Below are 14,091 nucleotides of genomic sequence, written 5' to 3'. Positions count from 1 at the left end.
AGCGCCCCCGCGACAACGGGAATTAGGCGTCGTAGCCCGGCGACTTTCGATCCAGCTGTCGCAGAGCGCCCGGCCAGGCCAGCGACGAGATGAACCCAATGCCGCGCCCCTGCTCCTTGGTCTCGGCCTGCGCTTCGTCCGGCGCCAACAGGATGTGCTCGCGCCCGCCGGACAACGCCGCAACCTGCTGCGCGCAGGCCCTCTCCAGGAAGAAGATGCCGATCCATGCTTGAGCCGCCGTTTCCCCGACCGCCAGCGTGCCGTGGTTTCGCAGCAGCATCAGCGGTTTGTCCCCCAGGTCGGCGACCAGACGTTCGCGTTCGTCATGGTTCAGGGCCAACCCCTCGTACCCATGATACGCAACCTGATGCTGTAGTAAACACGCGTTCTGACTGACGGGGAGCAAACCTTCGGCCTGAGCGGCGACGCCCACGCCGTTCACTGTATGCAGATGGATGACGAACTTGGCGTCTTCGCGCGCGGCGTGGACGGCCGAGTGGATGGTGAAGCCCGCCGGATTGATGAAATAGGGCGTGTCCTGGACGATGTTCCCTTCCAGATCGACCTTCACCAGCGACGAGGCCGTAATCTCGTCGAAGTAAAAGCCGTAGGGATTGATCAGAAAATGATGCTCCGGCCCGGGCACGCGCGCCGAGATATGGGTGAAGATCATGTCGTCCCAACCGTTCAAGGAGACGAGCCGATAGAGGGCTGCCAGCTCGACACGAACCTGCCATTCGGCCTCGGACACGCGCGACTTGATCGAAGGACTGGTTCCGTCCGCCATGATTTCCTCCTGCCTCTGGATGGGCTTTGACAAACCGTCACCCCGCGCGGTCGCGTCGTCAAGCCGACAAGGCCGCCGTTGACGTGACGGCACCCCCTGCGGCGGCCTTGCTTAACCGGGTCTTCATCACGCAAGCATATGGTTAAGCATCGTCGCCGGTTCGGGGAGCCGCCTTGTCTGTCGTTCAACTGGAGCCGCCCCGCGACGCCTGGGACGACCGGACTGTGTCTGAGCTTATGGTGCTGGCCAGCAGCCGTTCGGCCGACGACCGTCAGCGCCTGCTGCTTAAGGTCACCTCGCTGTGTGAATCCAATCCGCCGCCACCCAAGGTCGCGCCGCTGCTCAGCGACATTTTCCTCGCTCTGACAGCCCAGGCCGAGCGGGATATTCGACTGGCCCTGTCCGAACGGATCGCGGGCGTCGACTGGGCGCCGCCTGCGCTGGTCAATATGTTGGCGTTGGATGAGATCGAGATCGCCCGCCCGGTCATCACCTCCAGCCCGCTTCTTCAAAACGCCGACCTGATACGCCTGCTGATCGAGGCGACGCTGGAGCATCAAATCGCCGTCGCCCGGCGCCCGCAGCTGGCGCGGCCGGTCGTGGACACGATCGTCGATCGCGCCGAACCCGTCACCATGACGGCACTGGCGTCCAACCGTACGGCCGACATTGGCGAAGACGCCATGCGCAAGCTGGTCGATCATTCGCGCCGCATCGCGGGCCTGCGGGCGCCGTTGACGCGTCACCCCAGGCTGAACGAACAACTGGCTCAGCAGCTTTATCAATGGGTCGGCCAAGCTCTGCGTCAGTCGATCGGCGAACGCTTCCGCATCGACGACGACCAGTTGAATGCGGCGGTTCAGGACGCGGCGGCGAAGGCTGTCGGCAGCCCGGAATGGCGCGCCATGTCCGCCCGGATGACCGAGGATCGCGCACGCATCGACGCGGAACGACGACTGGTGGAAAAACTTCAAGCCGCCGGCCAGCTGCGCCCCGGTCTGCTGGTCCGCGCGCTACGAGAACAGCGTTTCGAACTGTTCGAACAGACGCTGGCGGTTCTGGGCGGCTTCAGCGAAGCACAGGTGCATCACGCCATCCGGGCTCCGACCGCCGAGCCGCTTTATTTGGCCTGCATCGCCGTGGGCGTGGATAAGGCCGTTTTCGCCTCCGTTCTGGTCGAGGTGCGCAAGCTTTCGGGCGGAATGCCCGCCGACGGCGGCTGGAAGGCGACGCCGATGAGCGCGCACGCCGCCTCTCGCGCCTTCCATCAGATGATGCACAGGCCCGCGACCGTTTGACTCTGCGCGCAAGCTCGGGCCACGTCGCCAAGTGACTCAGTCAAGCCCCTCTCCCCTGCCGTCGTCGCCCCGATTGGCCTTCGTCGCCAGCGACCGGCCCGAAGCCCAGGCGGCGCGCAAGGCCTTGATCGCCCGCTATGGCGCCGTGCCCGAAGACGAGGCCGATGTAATAGTGGCCTTGGGCGGCGACGGGCAGATGCTGGAAACCCTGCACGGCAACCTGCGCCAGCGCACGCCCGTGTACGGGATGAACCGGGGGTCGGTCGGCTTTCTGATGAACGACTACGACGAAAACGGTCTGCTTGAGCGGATCGCGACGGCCGAAAGGACGGTCATCCACCCTCTGCAGATGGATGCCTGGACCGAAAGCGGCGAGGTCCACACCGGTCTGGCCATCAACGAGGTGTCGCTGCTGCGCCAGACGCGCCAGTCGGCCAAGCTGCGCATCACCGTCGACGAGCGCGTGCGTCTCGAGGAACTATCCTGCGATGGCTGCCTCGTAGCGACGCCTGCGGGATCGACCGCCTATAACCTGTCGGCGCACGGCCCGATCATTCCTCTGGACGCCCGCATCCTGGCCCTGACGCCCATCAGCGCCTTCCGTCCCCGACGCTGGCGCGGCGCCCTGTTGTCGCACGGCGCCAAGGTGCGGTTCGAGGTTCTGGAGGCCGACAAACGCCCAGTCTCGGCGACCGCCGACAACTTCGAGGTCCGACGCGTCGCCCGCGTCGAGGTGCGCGAGCGTCGTGACGTCACCCTGAGCATGCTCTTCGATGCGGGCCGGTCGTTCGACGAACGCGTAATGGCCGAACAGTTCGCCAACTGATCGGTCACGGCTTCTTAAGCCCGCCACCGTATCTTCGCGTGAACGTCCTATGGAGCCCGCCATGAGCAATCCGGCGCAGATCACCCCTCCGACCAACTCGCTGCGGCTCAAGGTCGGCGGCGGCTTCGGCATCAACGCCGACGCCATCGCCCGTGCAGAGGAAGCGCTGAAAGCCATGTCGGCCCAGTTCGGCCAGTGGCTGAACGACGAGATCGTCAAGCTGGACAAGGCCCAGGCCGATATCCGCGAGCAGGGCTACACCCCCGTCACCGCAGAGGCTCTGTATTTCCGGGCCCACGATCTGAAGGGTTTGGGGACGACCTACGAATATCCGCTGGTCACCCGCATCGCTGGTTCGCTGTGCAAGATGCTGGACGACGCCGATCGCCGCATGACTGCGCCCATCGCCATCCTGGACGCCCATATCGACGCCATCCGCGCCGTCGTCCGCGACCAGATCAAGACTGACGAACATCCGACCGGCCGCGCCCTGGCCGAGACCCTGGAAGCGCGCGTCGCAGATCACCTCGCGGGCTGAAGTCCCTCCAGCCGTTTGCGAAAGGCCCGTCGTCTCCGGCGGACCTTTTTCTTGAAGCCTGATCGGTTGAGACGAGTCACTTCGCGACTTCGTCGATGCCGTGAATCAGGCTCTCAGGATCAGGCTGCGTTGGCGGCGGTCAGGCTGAGCGACGGCGACTGATCCAGCCGCTCCATCAGATAGGCCAGATCGTCGCGCAGCACGGCCGGACGCTGGGTCAGGAACCGCTCCAGCATCTGATCGCGGAAATAAGCGCTCGACGTATCGATCCCCTCCGCCGCGAGCGCACGCCAGGTGTCGACGCCCGCGCGGAAGGCTTGGAACAGGCGCGGCGGCAAACCCGCGCGATCATAGATTGCCTTCAGCCCCAGCGGACCGGCGTCATGCACCATCAGCCAGGCGCGGTGATGGGGCGTGTTGGCCAGTTCGGCCAGCCCATATTCGAACATCGCCATCTGACCCCGCGCTAGTCCGCGCAGCAGCAGGGATGCGTTCAGGACGCGACGGGCGTTCAGCTGGGCCATGAAGGCCGCCAGATCGGCGCTGGCGCTGGCCTGATCGACCAGATCGACCGTCATCCGCTCACGAGAGTATTGGGCCAGACGGATCGCGGTTTCCGGCGCCACAGCGTGATGGCTGATCAAATGTTCGCGCACCGCCTCGCTGGCCAGTTGGATCAACCGTTCGGTCACATGCAGCGGCAGGACCTGGCGATAGGCTACGGCGGCTAGGACTTCAGGCGCTTCGGCGAAACGCTCGACGACGGTCGCCAGCGCGCCTTCGGACAGGTCGGCGTTGTCATTCGCCGCCAAGGTGCGAACCGACTGCTCGCATCCTTCGGCCGCCAACACGGTTGCGACATCGCGCGACACCCGCGCCCGCCCCGCCACGGCGACCTGACGCACGACCGATCCGGCGCGCACGATCTCGATCAGATCCTCGTCGCTGAACGCCGGCGAGGAAGCGATGATCGGCAGGGCGATGCTGTCCAGATCGCCGGCCAGTTTGCGCGCCACGTCGTTGGGAATCAGATCGGACGCCTTCAGCGTCACGGCCATGGCGCGACGCACCAGTTCGGCGGCGTCATTGGCCAGCAGACGCAGGATTTTCTGCGCCGCCGCCCTGTCGTCCTCATTCAGTTCCGCGCGCTCCATGTTGCGGCACAGCTTGTGCGCCGCTTCGGCCCGCTCATCGTCGTCCGTCGCCTTGATCAGGCGTCGGATGTCCACTTCTGTCAGGCGGGCGCGGAAGGCGGTCATGGACGGCTCGTGATGGAATCGGACGTTGATCCCAGAATGAGACTGCCATGCTTAACGGGCGGTTTACCATCGGTTGCAATGCAACGACTCAGGTCGATTCCTTGCCATTTGGCGAGAAAGCGCCGCCGAAGCCGCTGCTGGATGATCCATCCTGACCGAGCAATAGCGCCAGAAGGCCTTGATCCTGCTTCAGCCGATCCAGACGTGCGGCCAGCATCTGGTCCTTGTCGCTCAGGTTCGGCACGGCGTATTTCGTCTCGCCGGCTCCGGCGGCGGGTGCGCCCTCGCCTGCCGTGCGCTGCAGATTGGCGTGGACCTCGGCGACCGTGGCGGCGCGTCCATTGCGATAGAAGATGCTGCGGTTGGCCCGCGCAGCGTCGGGGAACAGCGCTGCGGCGCTGCCGCCCGGATTACGATCCATCGCCTCCATCAAACCGGCGGCGCCGGCCGGCCCCAGGAAATGAGCCGCATACAGATCGCCTGCGCCCGGTTCCTTGCCCGTGCGTCCGCGCAGATAGGCGGCATTGGACGCCGTCAACTCAGCCGCCATGGTCGAGGCCGCATGAGGATCGAATCGAAGGTCCAGCACCACATTGCGCGCTGAACCCTCGACGCGCCAACGTCCGTCCGACCCGCGATGGATCAGGTCGGCGTACTGGCCGTAGCCGTGCTGGGCCCCGTGCTGCTTGACCGTGCCCAGCCAAGTCTGCTCGATGAATTGAAACAGGCCGGCGGCCGACGAGGTCGGGGCCTTGGCCGACGGGTTCATCGCGCTCTCGCGCCGCGCGGTCTTGACCAGGAAGTCATAGTCCACGCCAACGGCGTTCGACGCGCGCCGGATGGCCGCCTCTACTCCGCCTGTCGATGGAATCGCTCCGATACCCATGTGCGAAGGGTCGGCGAACGTAGTTAACCAACTCTTAATTCTTAACGGCCGCGTTAACGCCTCGACCTTCGTCGAACGGGAAAACTTCGCCGTAAAGCCGCCACAACCTGCGCGCTCAACTTGCAGTTACGGGCGCTGCGGGGGCGGTGAACGAGGGAGTGACGTTATGATGATCCGTGCTGCCGGTGGTCCCGGCTTGATCAGCTCGATCGACTTCGGGGAACGTAAGAAACCCATCCCGCGCTGGATGCTGGGCGCCATCGGCGTCTCGGTCGTCCTGCACGTTGCGGCGGGGGTGGCGCTTTATAATCAAAGATTCGAGCTAAGTGCGGCGCCCATCGACGACATCCTCGACCCGCCGGTCTCGGTGATGATGGCGCCGCCCAAACCCAAGCCCTTGCCCACGCCCGAAACGGCGGCGCCGCCAACGCCCATTCACAAGTCGGCGATCCCCGTGCCCTCGACGGTGCAGACGATCCCGCTGACGCCGCCCGAGCCCGGCGTCGTGACCGCCCAACCCGGTCTGCCGGCCCTCAGCGTCGCCCCCACCGGCGTCGAGGGCGGCACGGCAACCGTCGAGACGCCGCCGCGCCCGCCGTCGGTGATTAACAATCCATCTTGGGCCAGCCGGCCTTCGGCGGCGCAGATGGCGCGGGCTTATCCGACCCGCGCCGCAGAGAACGGCACGCCGGGTTCGGCGACGCTTAGTTGCGTGGTCAATGCGGACGGCGGCCTGAACGACTGCCGGGTCGTGGGCGAGACACCGAGCGGCCAGGGCTTCGGCCGCGCCGCGCAGAGCCTGACGCGGTCGTTCCGCATGAACCCGCGCACCGTTGACGGCCGGCCTGTCGACGGCGCGACCGTCAACTTCACCGTCCGGTTCGCGATGGAGGGTTAGAACCGACCAGGGTCGAGGGCGCGGGCGTGTGGCGACGCCGTCCGCCCCTCGATCCCATCGACCACCACGGCGCCGACCAAGGGCCCCAGCAACCAGCCGTTTCGACGCGGCGCCAAGGCCAAAAACAAGCCCTCTTCACCAGACGCCGCGCCCGCGAGCGGCAGACCATCCGCCGTCGCGCCCCGGATGCCGACGCGCCATTCGATCGCCAGCGGTTCGGGCGACCGACCCAGCGCAGCCCAAGCCGCCTGGGTCAGACGTTCCGACGCCTTGGCATCCGGCGCCGTATCCCGCCGCCCAGGCTCCATCGTCGCTCCGATGACCGCACCCGAGGCCATTGGCGCGACATAGGCGCCTGGTCCGCGCACGACATGATCGACAAGATGTTCGGCTATCACGCCGATCTGTCCGCGGATCGGCTGGATTTCCTCGATCAAACGGCGCGCGGTCTCGGGCAGACCAATGATGGCGTCACCGGCGCCGGTGGCCAGCACGACCCCCTCCGCATCCAGCCACCGATCACCGACTTCGAGCCGCCAGCCGCCATCGATGCGGGCGATCGTCGTCACCGTCCCGGCTACGACAGCGTCACCCAGCGCTCGCCTTAGCGCCGCCAGAGCCTGTGTTGGCTCGACCTGATAATCGTCATCGGTCGTGACGCTGGCGCCATCCCGCCGCGCGTCGAAGTCCAGCGCGCGCAACCGCGCCTCCATCGCCCCCACATCGCCGCCTCGCCATTCGGCGGGTCGACGCGCCAGAGCGATGCCGGCGGCGCTCGCGAACTCGGACCACAGGTCGCGTCCCGCCCGAAACAGTTGGGCGCGATCGAGCGACACGTCATCGATGGCCGATTCCATCGCCGGGGCGATCATCCCCGCAGCCACCAGGGAGGCGTTCACCTCGCCGGGATCGACCACCCACACCGCCCGGCCGCGCCGATGCAGTTCAAACGCCGTGCAGAGGCCAAGCACGCCAGCGCCGACGATCACGATGGGAGAGGAAGACGTCACGGGCCGTCTGATTGACCCGCAACGTCCCTATTGCAAGATGGCTTTCGCCTATTCCGCCGCCATCGAGGCCGCGCCGGCGTCGTCCAGACGCGCGACCAGGGCCGCGTGCTGGTTCCACAGGGCAGTCGGCAGTCGATCGTCGAACTGGCGATAGAAGTCGGGGATCAATGCCGCCTCTTCGGCCCAGACGCCTGCATCCACGTCCAACAGGGTCGACAATTGCGCCGGCGTCAAGTCCAGGCCTGACAGGTCCAACGCGGAAACGGACGGCACGCGCCCGACCGCCGTATCAACCGCCTCGGCCTCGCCGTCGATCCGTTCGCTGATCCACTTCAGCACGCGCGCATTGTCGCCGAAACCGGGCCAGACGAAGCGGCCGTCCTGATCCTTTCGGAACCAGTTGACGAAGAAGATGCGCGGCAGTTTCGAGGCGTCTCGCCCCTGCCCCATCTTCAGCCAGTGGGCGAAATAGTCGCCCATGTTGTAGCCGCAGAACGGCAGCATGGCGAAGGGATCGCGGCGCAGTTCGCCGACCTTGTTCTCAGCCGCCGCCGTGCCTTCGGACGCCACGGTCGAGCCCATGAATACGCCATGTTCCCAATCAAAGGCTTCGGTTACCAGCGGCACGGCGCTGGCGCGACGACCGCCGAACAGAATCGCATCGATCGGCACGCCCCTGGGATCTTCCCACTCCGGCGCTATGGCCGGGCATTGGCTGGCGGGCGCCGCGAAACGGGCGTTGGGGTGCGCGGCGGGTTCGTCGGACGCGGGATCGTGCGGATGTCCCTTCCAGTTCGTCAGGCCCTCAGGCGCCTGTTTCGTCAGCCCCTCCCACCAGACGTCGCCATCGTTGGTCAGGGCGGTGTTGGTGAAGATGGTGTTGGAGGCCAAGGTCTCCAGCGCATTGTGGTTGGTGTTGCGGCTGGTGCCCGGCGCGACGCCGAAGAAGCCGGCCTCGGGATTGACCGCATACAGTCGTCCGTCGTCGCCGAAACGCATCCAGGCGATATCGTCGCCGATGGTCTCGGCCTTCCAGCCCGGCAGGGTCGGTTGCAGCATGGCTAGGTTCGTCTTTCCGCACGCGCTGGGGAAGGCGGCGGCGACGTATTTCGCCCGGCCCTTCGGATCCGTCAGCTTCAGGATCAGCATGTGCTCGGCCAGCCATCCCTCATCGCGAGCCATGATCGAAGCGATGCGCAGGGCGTAGCATTTCTTGCCCAACAGGGCGTTGCCGCCATAGCCCGAACCATAGGACCAGATTTCGCGCGTCTCCGGGAAATGCACGATCCATTTGTCGTCGTTGCAGGGCCAGGCCACGTCCGCCTGACCATCGGCCAGCGGCGCGCCCAACGTATGGACGGCCGGCACGAAGACGCCCTTATCGCCCAACTGATCCAGCGCCGGCTTACCCATGCGGGTCATCACGCCCATCGACAGGGCGACATAGCCGCTGTCGGTGATCTCGACGCCTAGGGCGCTAATCTCCGACCCCAGCGGGCCCATGCAGAACGGGACGACATACATCGTCCGCCCGGCCATGCAGCCGTCGAAGAGACCATCCAAACGGGCGCGCATCTCGATCGGATCGGCCCAGTTGTTGGTCGGGCCGGCGTCAGCCTCGTCGTCCGAGCAGATGAAGGTGCGGCTCTCCACGCGCGCGACGTCGCGGGGATCGGAGGCGGCGTAGTAGCAGCCCGGCCGTTTGGTCTGATCCAGCGCCTTCAACGTGCCCTTGGCCAGCAGGTCGGCGGTGATGGCCTCTTTCTCGGCCTCGGAGCCGTCGCACCAATGGACCTTGGCGGGCTTGGTCAGGGTGGCGATCTGCTCGACCCAGGCGATCAGCCCGGCATGGGCGGTGGGCGCCGGGCGCAATCCGGGCGTAGTGAGAATGGACAAGGGCGTCTCCTGAGCGAAAAGGTCCGACGATCTGACGCCGTCGTGGCCTTCAGAGCGTGACGATCACGCACTGTTACAAGCGAATTGCGCCGGGCCTGGGCGATCGTCAAGTTGCGCAAAAAATGCACAAACAACCGGCCTTTCGCGGTGAGAAATCGCAGATGTGTTCGTCGCGTTTCGACGATACCTAGGACGAATGAACAGCCTGGACTCCATCACCGTCTTGCCGGACGGCGCACTGACATCGCCCGCTGCGCGGCGCAATGCCGAGGCGATTCTTCGCGTGCTCCGCGCCCATCTGTCGGCGCGTGGATCGGTGCTCGAGATCGCGTCCGGATCGGGCGAACACGCCGCCGCCTTCGCCGCCGCCCTGCCGGATCTGGACTGGACGCCCAGCGACCCCAGCGATCAAGCCCGCGAAAGCATCACCGCCTGGAGCCGCCAGCTCGATCTGTCGAACCTGAAGCCGCCGTTGGCGCTAGACGCCGGCGATCACACGACATGGCCGTCCGACACCTTTGACGCCCTGTATTGTGCGAACATGACACACATCAGCCCCTGGTCGGCGACCGAGGGGCTGATGGATCTGACCGATCGGGTCTTGCGACGACCCGGCGGCCTGCTGGCGCTTTATGGCCCCTATCGCGAGGCCGACGTTCCGCTGGCGGAGTCGAACGCGGCCTTCGACGCCAGCCTGAAGGCGCGAAACGTGCAATGGGGTTTGCGTGATCGCGAAGCGGTTGAGACCCTGGCCCGCTCGCATGGCCTTGCGGCCACGCTGCGGGTTCAGATGCCGGCGAACAACCTCATCCTGCTGTTCCGCGCCGTCTGATCAGACGATCGCGCCGACCAGCTTGGACAGTTCGGCCCGCTCGTTCAGGAGGGTCACCCCCCCGTCCTTAAACACCGCGCCCTCGGCCTGGGCCGATAAGCCGAAGCTGTCGGCCGCCAGCGTGACGCCGTCGGCGAAGGCGATGACCGTCAGACCGTTGGCGCGCGCCAGGTCGATCAGCGACCGCACGGCCGCCAACGACGCCTCATCCGTCGAACCGCCCGGAACGACCAAACCCTTCAGACGGCCTTCGGCGATGTCCTTGGCCGTTGCGGTGGCCAACACGGTCACGCCGCCGGCGATCAAACTGGCGTCGCCCGTCGAAATCGGGGCCAAGCCCACGCCTTCGGCCCGCAACGCGCCCTCCACGTCGCCCAACTCGCCGAACGCCATGTCACGCCGCATCACCAGCCCCATGCGCAGACGGGTGGGAACAGGACGGTTGTAACCGGTGCGACGGGGGCCTGAGGAAGATTTGTTTTGAGCGAACAAGACGTCTCCTTGAGATGTTTCAATACTGATCCAGATCCGACAAGCGACGCTGTCGAACCACCCACGCCGATGACCAGAAAAATGAAAATCGACGGGTCCGACGCGTGTCGTCCCGCACTCTGGCTCATTTGTGGAATGCCGTCAGATATAGTGACGATCCCGGCCGGATCAACCTACCAGTTCAAACGGACCGGCCCTACTAATCCTGAAAGCGGCGGCCCGCTTGCTCGCGATCCCGCCCGGCTCTAGACAGCCGCATCGACTGGACGACGGAATCGCATGGCCTTCACCCGCATCTATGACGGCGACGAACCTGTTCGCGTGAACAAGTGGCTGGGCCAGACGGGCGTCTGTTCGCGGCGCGAGGCCGATACCCTGATCGCCAATGGTCTGGTCTCCATCGATGGCGAGACCATCAGCGACGCCGGCCGAAAGATTCAACCGGGCGAAACCCTGACCCTGAACGACACCGCCCAGGCGGCCTTGGCGACGGGCATGACCCTGGTGCTGCACAAGCCGATCGGTTATGTCTCGGGCCAGCCCGATCCCGGCAAGATCCCGGCCGTGCGACTGCTGAAGACGCCCAATCGTGTCGGCGAAGGCGAGACGCCTGCGCGGGATGCCTCCTTGCCCCCCATCGGTCGGCTGGATGAGGATTCGCGCGGCCTGTTGCTTCTGTCGTCGGACGGCGTCGTCGCCAAGGCGGTGATCGGCCCGGCGTCCGAGCTGGACAAGGAGTATCTGGTCGTTGTCGAAGGCCAGATCACCGAAGGCAAGCTCAGCAAGCTGCGCCACGGCCTGTCGCTGAACGACAAGCCGCTAAAGCCCGCCCGCGTCACCCAGATCGAGCCGCAGCGCCTTCGCTTCGTCCTGACCGAGGGCAAGTATCGCCAGATCCGCCGCATGTGCGAACTGGTCGGGCTGGAGGTCGTAGATCTCTATCGCACCCGCATCGGGCCGCTGGTATTGGGCGACCTGCCCGAGGGTCGCTGGCGCCACCTGACCGATCAGGAACGCGCGATGCTGATCGCCGCCTCGACGACGCCGCCCGCGCTCTAATAGAGCGCTTTAATCGAGCGCTCTGAACCACAGATCCAGCAGTTGGGCCTCCGCGCGGCGCGCCTCGGTGCGTTCGGCGGCCTCGGCGTCCACGCCCCACTGCTCTTCTTGGAACAGCTCGTCGATCCGCGACAGGTCGAACGCCTCCGCGCCATCCAACGCCCCCTGTTCCACCGCCAAAGCCAACACAGCCGACCCCAGCAGAGGCACGGCCGTCGCCAGCCCGGTCAGGCGGAAGTCGTCCAGCGACAGGGCATGCGCCTTGACCCGCGCGATGGCGCCCGGCGACTGCGGCATATGCACGATGCCGGCGACCGGCTCCAGCGCCACGCCCATCTCGCGCGCGGCCCAATCGCGCCAAGGCCCCCACTGCCGCGCCTGCCGTTCGACCAGCGGCGTCGGATGCTCAGCCAGATAGCAGACCACGTCCGACCCGGCATAGGCGGCGATCTCGTCCGCCACCGCATCGCGCGCCTGCCCGATCCGGTCGATCGCGGTGGAGGCCAGCCGCGTCGCCGGCATGGTCGACGGATCCAGAAACTGCCCCTGCGCCGCCCATTCGTCCGCGACCAACTGCGCTGCAGCCTGCGTCGGCAAGACCAGCGCCGCCTTGTCCGGCGTTTTCGGCGTGCGCCCATCCAACAGCACGGCCCAGCCCCCGTCCGCATGCGGCCCGACGCCCGCCTCGGTCCAGAAGCGGGAGATGCGATCCGGCGACTGCTCGACGAAACGTGGGCGATGCGGGGGGGGGTGATCGGTCATCAGAAGGTCCGTTGGAATCAGGCCGGCACGACGTCGAACGCCAGCGTCAGACGCGACGCCTCGCCGCCGAACGGCTGGGTGCCATGCCACATATAGGAAGGAAACAGCACCAACGTGCCGGGTCGGGGCTGCACATAGTGTTCTGCCGCCAAGCTCGGCAGGCCGGGCGGCGCGCCGAACCGCAACCAGCCCTCGCGGCGCTCGCCCTGCACCGCCGGCGGCAGTTCGATATGGCAGGCCGAGGACAGCCAGCCGTTCGAATGGATATGGTCGGCGTGAAATCCGTTCGGCCTCAACCGCACCGACCAACTGCCTTGGATGCGATAGTCGCCCGTATTGCGCGCCCTCAGCGGATCGTCGCCGTGGCCAACCGCCGCCATATAGTCGCGGATCGGCTTGTCGATGGCCTTGAAGAAGGCGCGAATGGCCGGATCTTCGCTCTGAGCCAAGGACGCGCTGGTCTGCGATCCCCCGCGAAGCGACTGGCCCACCGGATGGGTCTTTAGCGTATGCAGATCGTGCAGCGCCTTCGCCAGATCGACCAGATAGGCCTCCAATGACGCCCACCCGTCAGGCGCCCGCAGCCGATACGGCCGCACGAAGGCGTCGTAGTCGTAAAGCCGGCCGTACCGCACATCGCCGAGCATCCGCCAGGCCGTCGCCTGAAAGGCCAGCACATGCTGGTTCAGCGGCTCGCGCGTCCGCAACGTCTCGATCGTGACCAGCGCCGCCTCGGCCTGACCCAGCGCCAACAGGCATTCGGCCTGGGTCACCATGATCGCCGGAACCTCGCCGCCCGCCAGCGCCGCCGCCCGGTTCGCATGGTCCAGCGCCCCGAGGGGATCCCACGTCAGACACGCCTGCGCCGCCGCCAGTTCCCCGGGCCCATCCAGCGGTCCGGCGACCAGGGTGCGATAGGCCCGCTCGCCCTCCCCTGCATATTCCAGCAGCTTCGCTTTGATCTGGCGCAGCAAAGGCGTCGCTGGCGATACGGCTATGGCGGCATCCAGCGGCGCGCAGGCGGTTTCCAGATCGGCATCCCGCATCCAGATCAACTGGCTCAGATCACGCAGCGCATCGCCATAGCCGGGCCGGCGCAGCAGCGCCTGACGGTAGGCGTCGTCAGCCTCGTCGAACCGGCTTTGCGCCTGCAAGGCCCGCGCCAGCACCAGCCAGGTTTCCGGCGCATCGCCGCCGATGGACAAGGCGGCGCGACATGCGGCTTCCGCCTCGGCCGCTCGCCCGAGATCGCCGAGGGTGGACGCCAGATTATGCCATGCGGGCACGCTCTGCGGCCGAACCTTGACGAGGCGCTGCGACAGCGCCGTACTCTCGTCCAGACGCCCCGCCCGCTTCATCAGATCGGCCTGGACCGACAGCGCCTGCCACGGCGCATCGGCCTGCTGCGCTATCGGCGCCAGCATATCCAAGGCCGCGTTCATCCGCCCGGCGGCGGCCAGAGCCTTGGCCCCTTCGACCCTCGCCTGGACCTCAGCAGTCACCGGATTCGCTTCACGCCCAGGAAGGGATCGTCTTCGGCCTCGTCCT

14 protein-coding genes are annotated in these 14,091 nt (G+C 66.4%); 6 read left to right on the top strand and 8 right to left on the bottom strand.

Annotation, left to right across the window (positions count from 1 at the left end; all coding sequences use genetic code 11):
- Positions 1–22: 22 nt before the first annotated feature.
- Positions 23–787: a class II aldolase/adducin family protein gene (locus RT123_RS08045; protein WP_313008660.1), complete on the bottom strand. Its 765-nt coding sequence runs from the start codon at positions 785–787 to the stop codon at positions 23–25.
- Positions 788–960: 173 nt separating this feature from the next.
- Here RT123_RS08045 and RT123_RS08040 point away from each other — a divergent pair, with 173 nt between their 5' ends.
- The 3 genes from RT123_RS08040 (at position 961) to RT123_RS08030 (ending at position 3,449) form a co-directional block, all read left to right on the top strand.
- Positions 961–2,085, top strand: coding sequence for a DUF2336 domain-containing protein (locus RT123_RS08040; protein ID WP_313008659.1), 1,125 nt, complete (start codon positions 961–963; stop codon positions 2,083–2,085).
- A gap of 31 nt (positions 2,086–2,116) precedes the next feature.
- The gene (locus RT123_RS08035) at positions 2,117–2,911 is read left to right on the top strand and encodes an NAD kinase (RefSeq protein ID WP_313008658.1); all 795 of its coding nucleotides are present in this window, start codon (positions 2,117–2,119) and stop codon (positions 2,909–2,911) included.
- Between the two features lie 61 nt (positions 2,912–2,972).
- The gene (locus RT123_RS08030) at positions 2,973–3,449 is read left to right on the top strand and encodes a hypothetical protein (protein WP_055754927.1); all 477 of its coding nucleotides are present in this window, start codon (positions 2,973–2,975) and stop codon (positions 3,447–3,449) included.
- Between the two features lie 119 nt (positions 3,450–3,568).
- Here RT123_RS08030 and RT123_RS08025 read toward each other — a convergent pair whose 3' ends face one another.
- Both RT123_RS08025 and RT123_RS08020 read right to left on the bottom strand, forming a co-directional pair.
- Complete coding sequence (locus RT123_RS08025; protein ID WP_066551845.1) at positions 3,569–4,708, bottom strand: DUF2336 domain-containing protein; 1,140 nt, start codon at positions 4,706–4,708, stop codon at positions 3,569–3,571.
- 88 nt (positions 4,709–4,796) lie between these two features.
- Positions 4,797–5,594 carry a transglycosylase SLT domain-containing protein gene (locus RT123_RS08020; RefSeq protein WP_055754840.1) on the bottom strand — a complete coding sequence of 266 codons (798 nt, stop codon included), beginning with the start codon at positions 5,592–5,594 and terminating at the stop codon, positions 4,797–4,799.
- A 166-nt stretch (positions 5,595–5,760) separates the two neighbouring features.
- Between RT123_RS08020 and RT123_RS08015 the strand changes: the two genes are divergently transcribed.
- Positions 5,761–6,492: a TonB family protein gene (locus tag RT123_RS08015; protein ID WP_313008657.1), complete on the top strand. Its 732-nt coding sequence runs from the start codon at positions 5,761–5,763 to the stop codon at positions 6,490–6,492.
- On the opposite strand, the gene RT123_RS08010 is transcribed toward RT123_RS08015, so the two are convergent.
- A complete protein-coding gene (locus RT123_RS08010) occupies positions 6,489–7,502 on the bottom strand; it encodes an FAD-binding oxidoreductase (RefSeq protein WP_313008656.1) in 1,014 nt (337 codons plus the stop codon). The two genes, RT123_RS08015 and RT123_RS08010, sit on opposite strands and share 4 nt — an antisense overlap.
- A gap of 48 nt (positions 7,503–7,550) precedes the next feature.
- Complete coding sequence (locus RT123_RS08005; protein ID WP_313008655.1) at positions 7,551–9,398, bottom strand: phosphoenolpyruvate carboxykinase (GTP); 1,848 nt, start codon at positions 9,396–9,398, stop codon at positions 7,551–7,553.
- Between the two features lie 196 nt (positions 9,399–9,594).
- Here RT123_RS08005 and RT123_RS08000 point away from each other — a divergent pair, with 196 nt between their 5' ends.
- Positions 9,595–10,230, top strand: a complete 636-nt coding sequence (locus RT123_RS08000) for a DUF938 domain-containing protein (protein ID WP_313008654.1) — start codon at positions 9,595–9,597, stop codon at positions 10,228–10,230.
- Here RT123_RS08000 and RT123_RS07995 read toward each other — a convergent pair whose 3' ends face one another.
- Positions 10,231–10,722, bottom strand: a complete 492-nt coding sequence (locus RT123_RS07995; protein ID WP_313008653.1) for a hypothetical protein — start codon at positions 10,720–10,722, stop codon at positions 10,231–10,233.
- A 279-nt stretch (positions 10,723–11,001) separates the two neighbouring features.
- On the opposite strand from RT123_RS07995, the gene RT123_RS07990 reads away from it, so the two are divergent.
- Positions 11,002–11,781, top strand: a complete 780-nt coding sequence (locus RT123_RS07990; RefSeq protein ID WP_313008651.1) for a pseudouridine synthase — start codon at positions 11,002–11,004, stop codon at positions 11,779–11,781.
- A gap of 9 nt (positions 11,782–11,790) precedes the next feature.
- Here RT123_RS07990 and RT123_RS07985 read toward each other — a convergent pair whose 3' ends face one another.
- Positions 11,791–12,543: an ATP12 family protein gene (locus RT123_RS07985; protein WP_313008650.1), complete on the bottom strand. Its 753-nt coding sequence runs from the start codon at positions 12,541–12,543 to the stop codon at positions 11,791–11,793.
- Between the two features lie 17 nt (positions 12,544–12,560).
- Positions 12,561–14,045 carry a putative 2OG-Fe(II) oxygenase gene (locus RT123_RS07980; RefSeq protein WP_313008649.1) on the bottom strand — a complete coding sequence of 495 codons (1,485 nt, stop codon included), beginning with the start codon at positions 14,043–14,045 and terminating at the stop codon, positions 12,561–12,563.
- Positions 14,046–14,091 lie beyond the last annotated feature (46 nt).

Source organism: Brevundimonas vesicularis (assembly GCF_032067225.1).
In the GTDB taxonomy this organism is placed as follows: domain Bacteria; phylum Pseudomonadota; class Alphaproteobacteria; order Caulobacterales; family Caulobacteraceae; genus Brevundimonas; species Brevundimonas vesicularis_F.
The sequence above is the reverse complement of the archived record's forward strand: the minus strand, read 5'-3'. Positions and strand labels throughout refer to the sequence as shown.

Coding starts and splice junctions, on each gene's coding strand:
- RT123_RS08045 (WP_313008660.1), bottom strand. CDS start 787: ATGGCGGACGGAACCAGTCCTTCGATCAAGTCGCGCGTGTCCGAGGCC.
- RT123_RS08030 (WP_055754927.1), top strand. CDS start 2,973: ATGAGCAATCCGGCGCAGATCACCCCTCCGACCAACTCGCTGCGGCTC.
- RT123_RS08025 (WP_066551845.1), bottom strand. CDS start 4,708: ATGACCGCCTTCCGCGCCCGCCTGACAGAAGTGGACATCCGACGCCTG.
- RT123_RS08020 (WP_055754840.1), bottom strand. CDS start 5,594: ATGGGTATCGGAGCGATTCCATCGACAGGCGGAGTAGAGGCGGCCATC.
- RT123_RS08015 (WP_313008657.1), top strand. CDS start 5,761: ATGATGATCCGTGCTGCCGGTGGTCCCGGCTTGATCAGCTCGATCGAC.
- RT123_RS08000 (WP_313008654.1), top strand. CDS start 9,595: ATGAACAGCCTGGACTCCATCACCGTCTTGCCGGACGGCGCACTGACA.
- RT123_RS07990 (WP_313008651.1), top strand. CDS start 11,002: ATGGCCTTCACCCGCATCTATGACGGCGACGAACCTGTTCGCGTGAAC.
- RT123_RS07985 (WP_313008650.1), bottom strand. CDS start 12,543: ATGACCGATCACCCCCCCCCGCATCGCCCACGTTTCGTCGAGCAGTCG.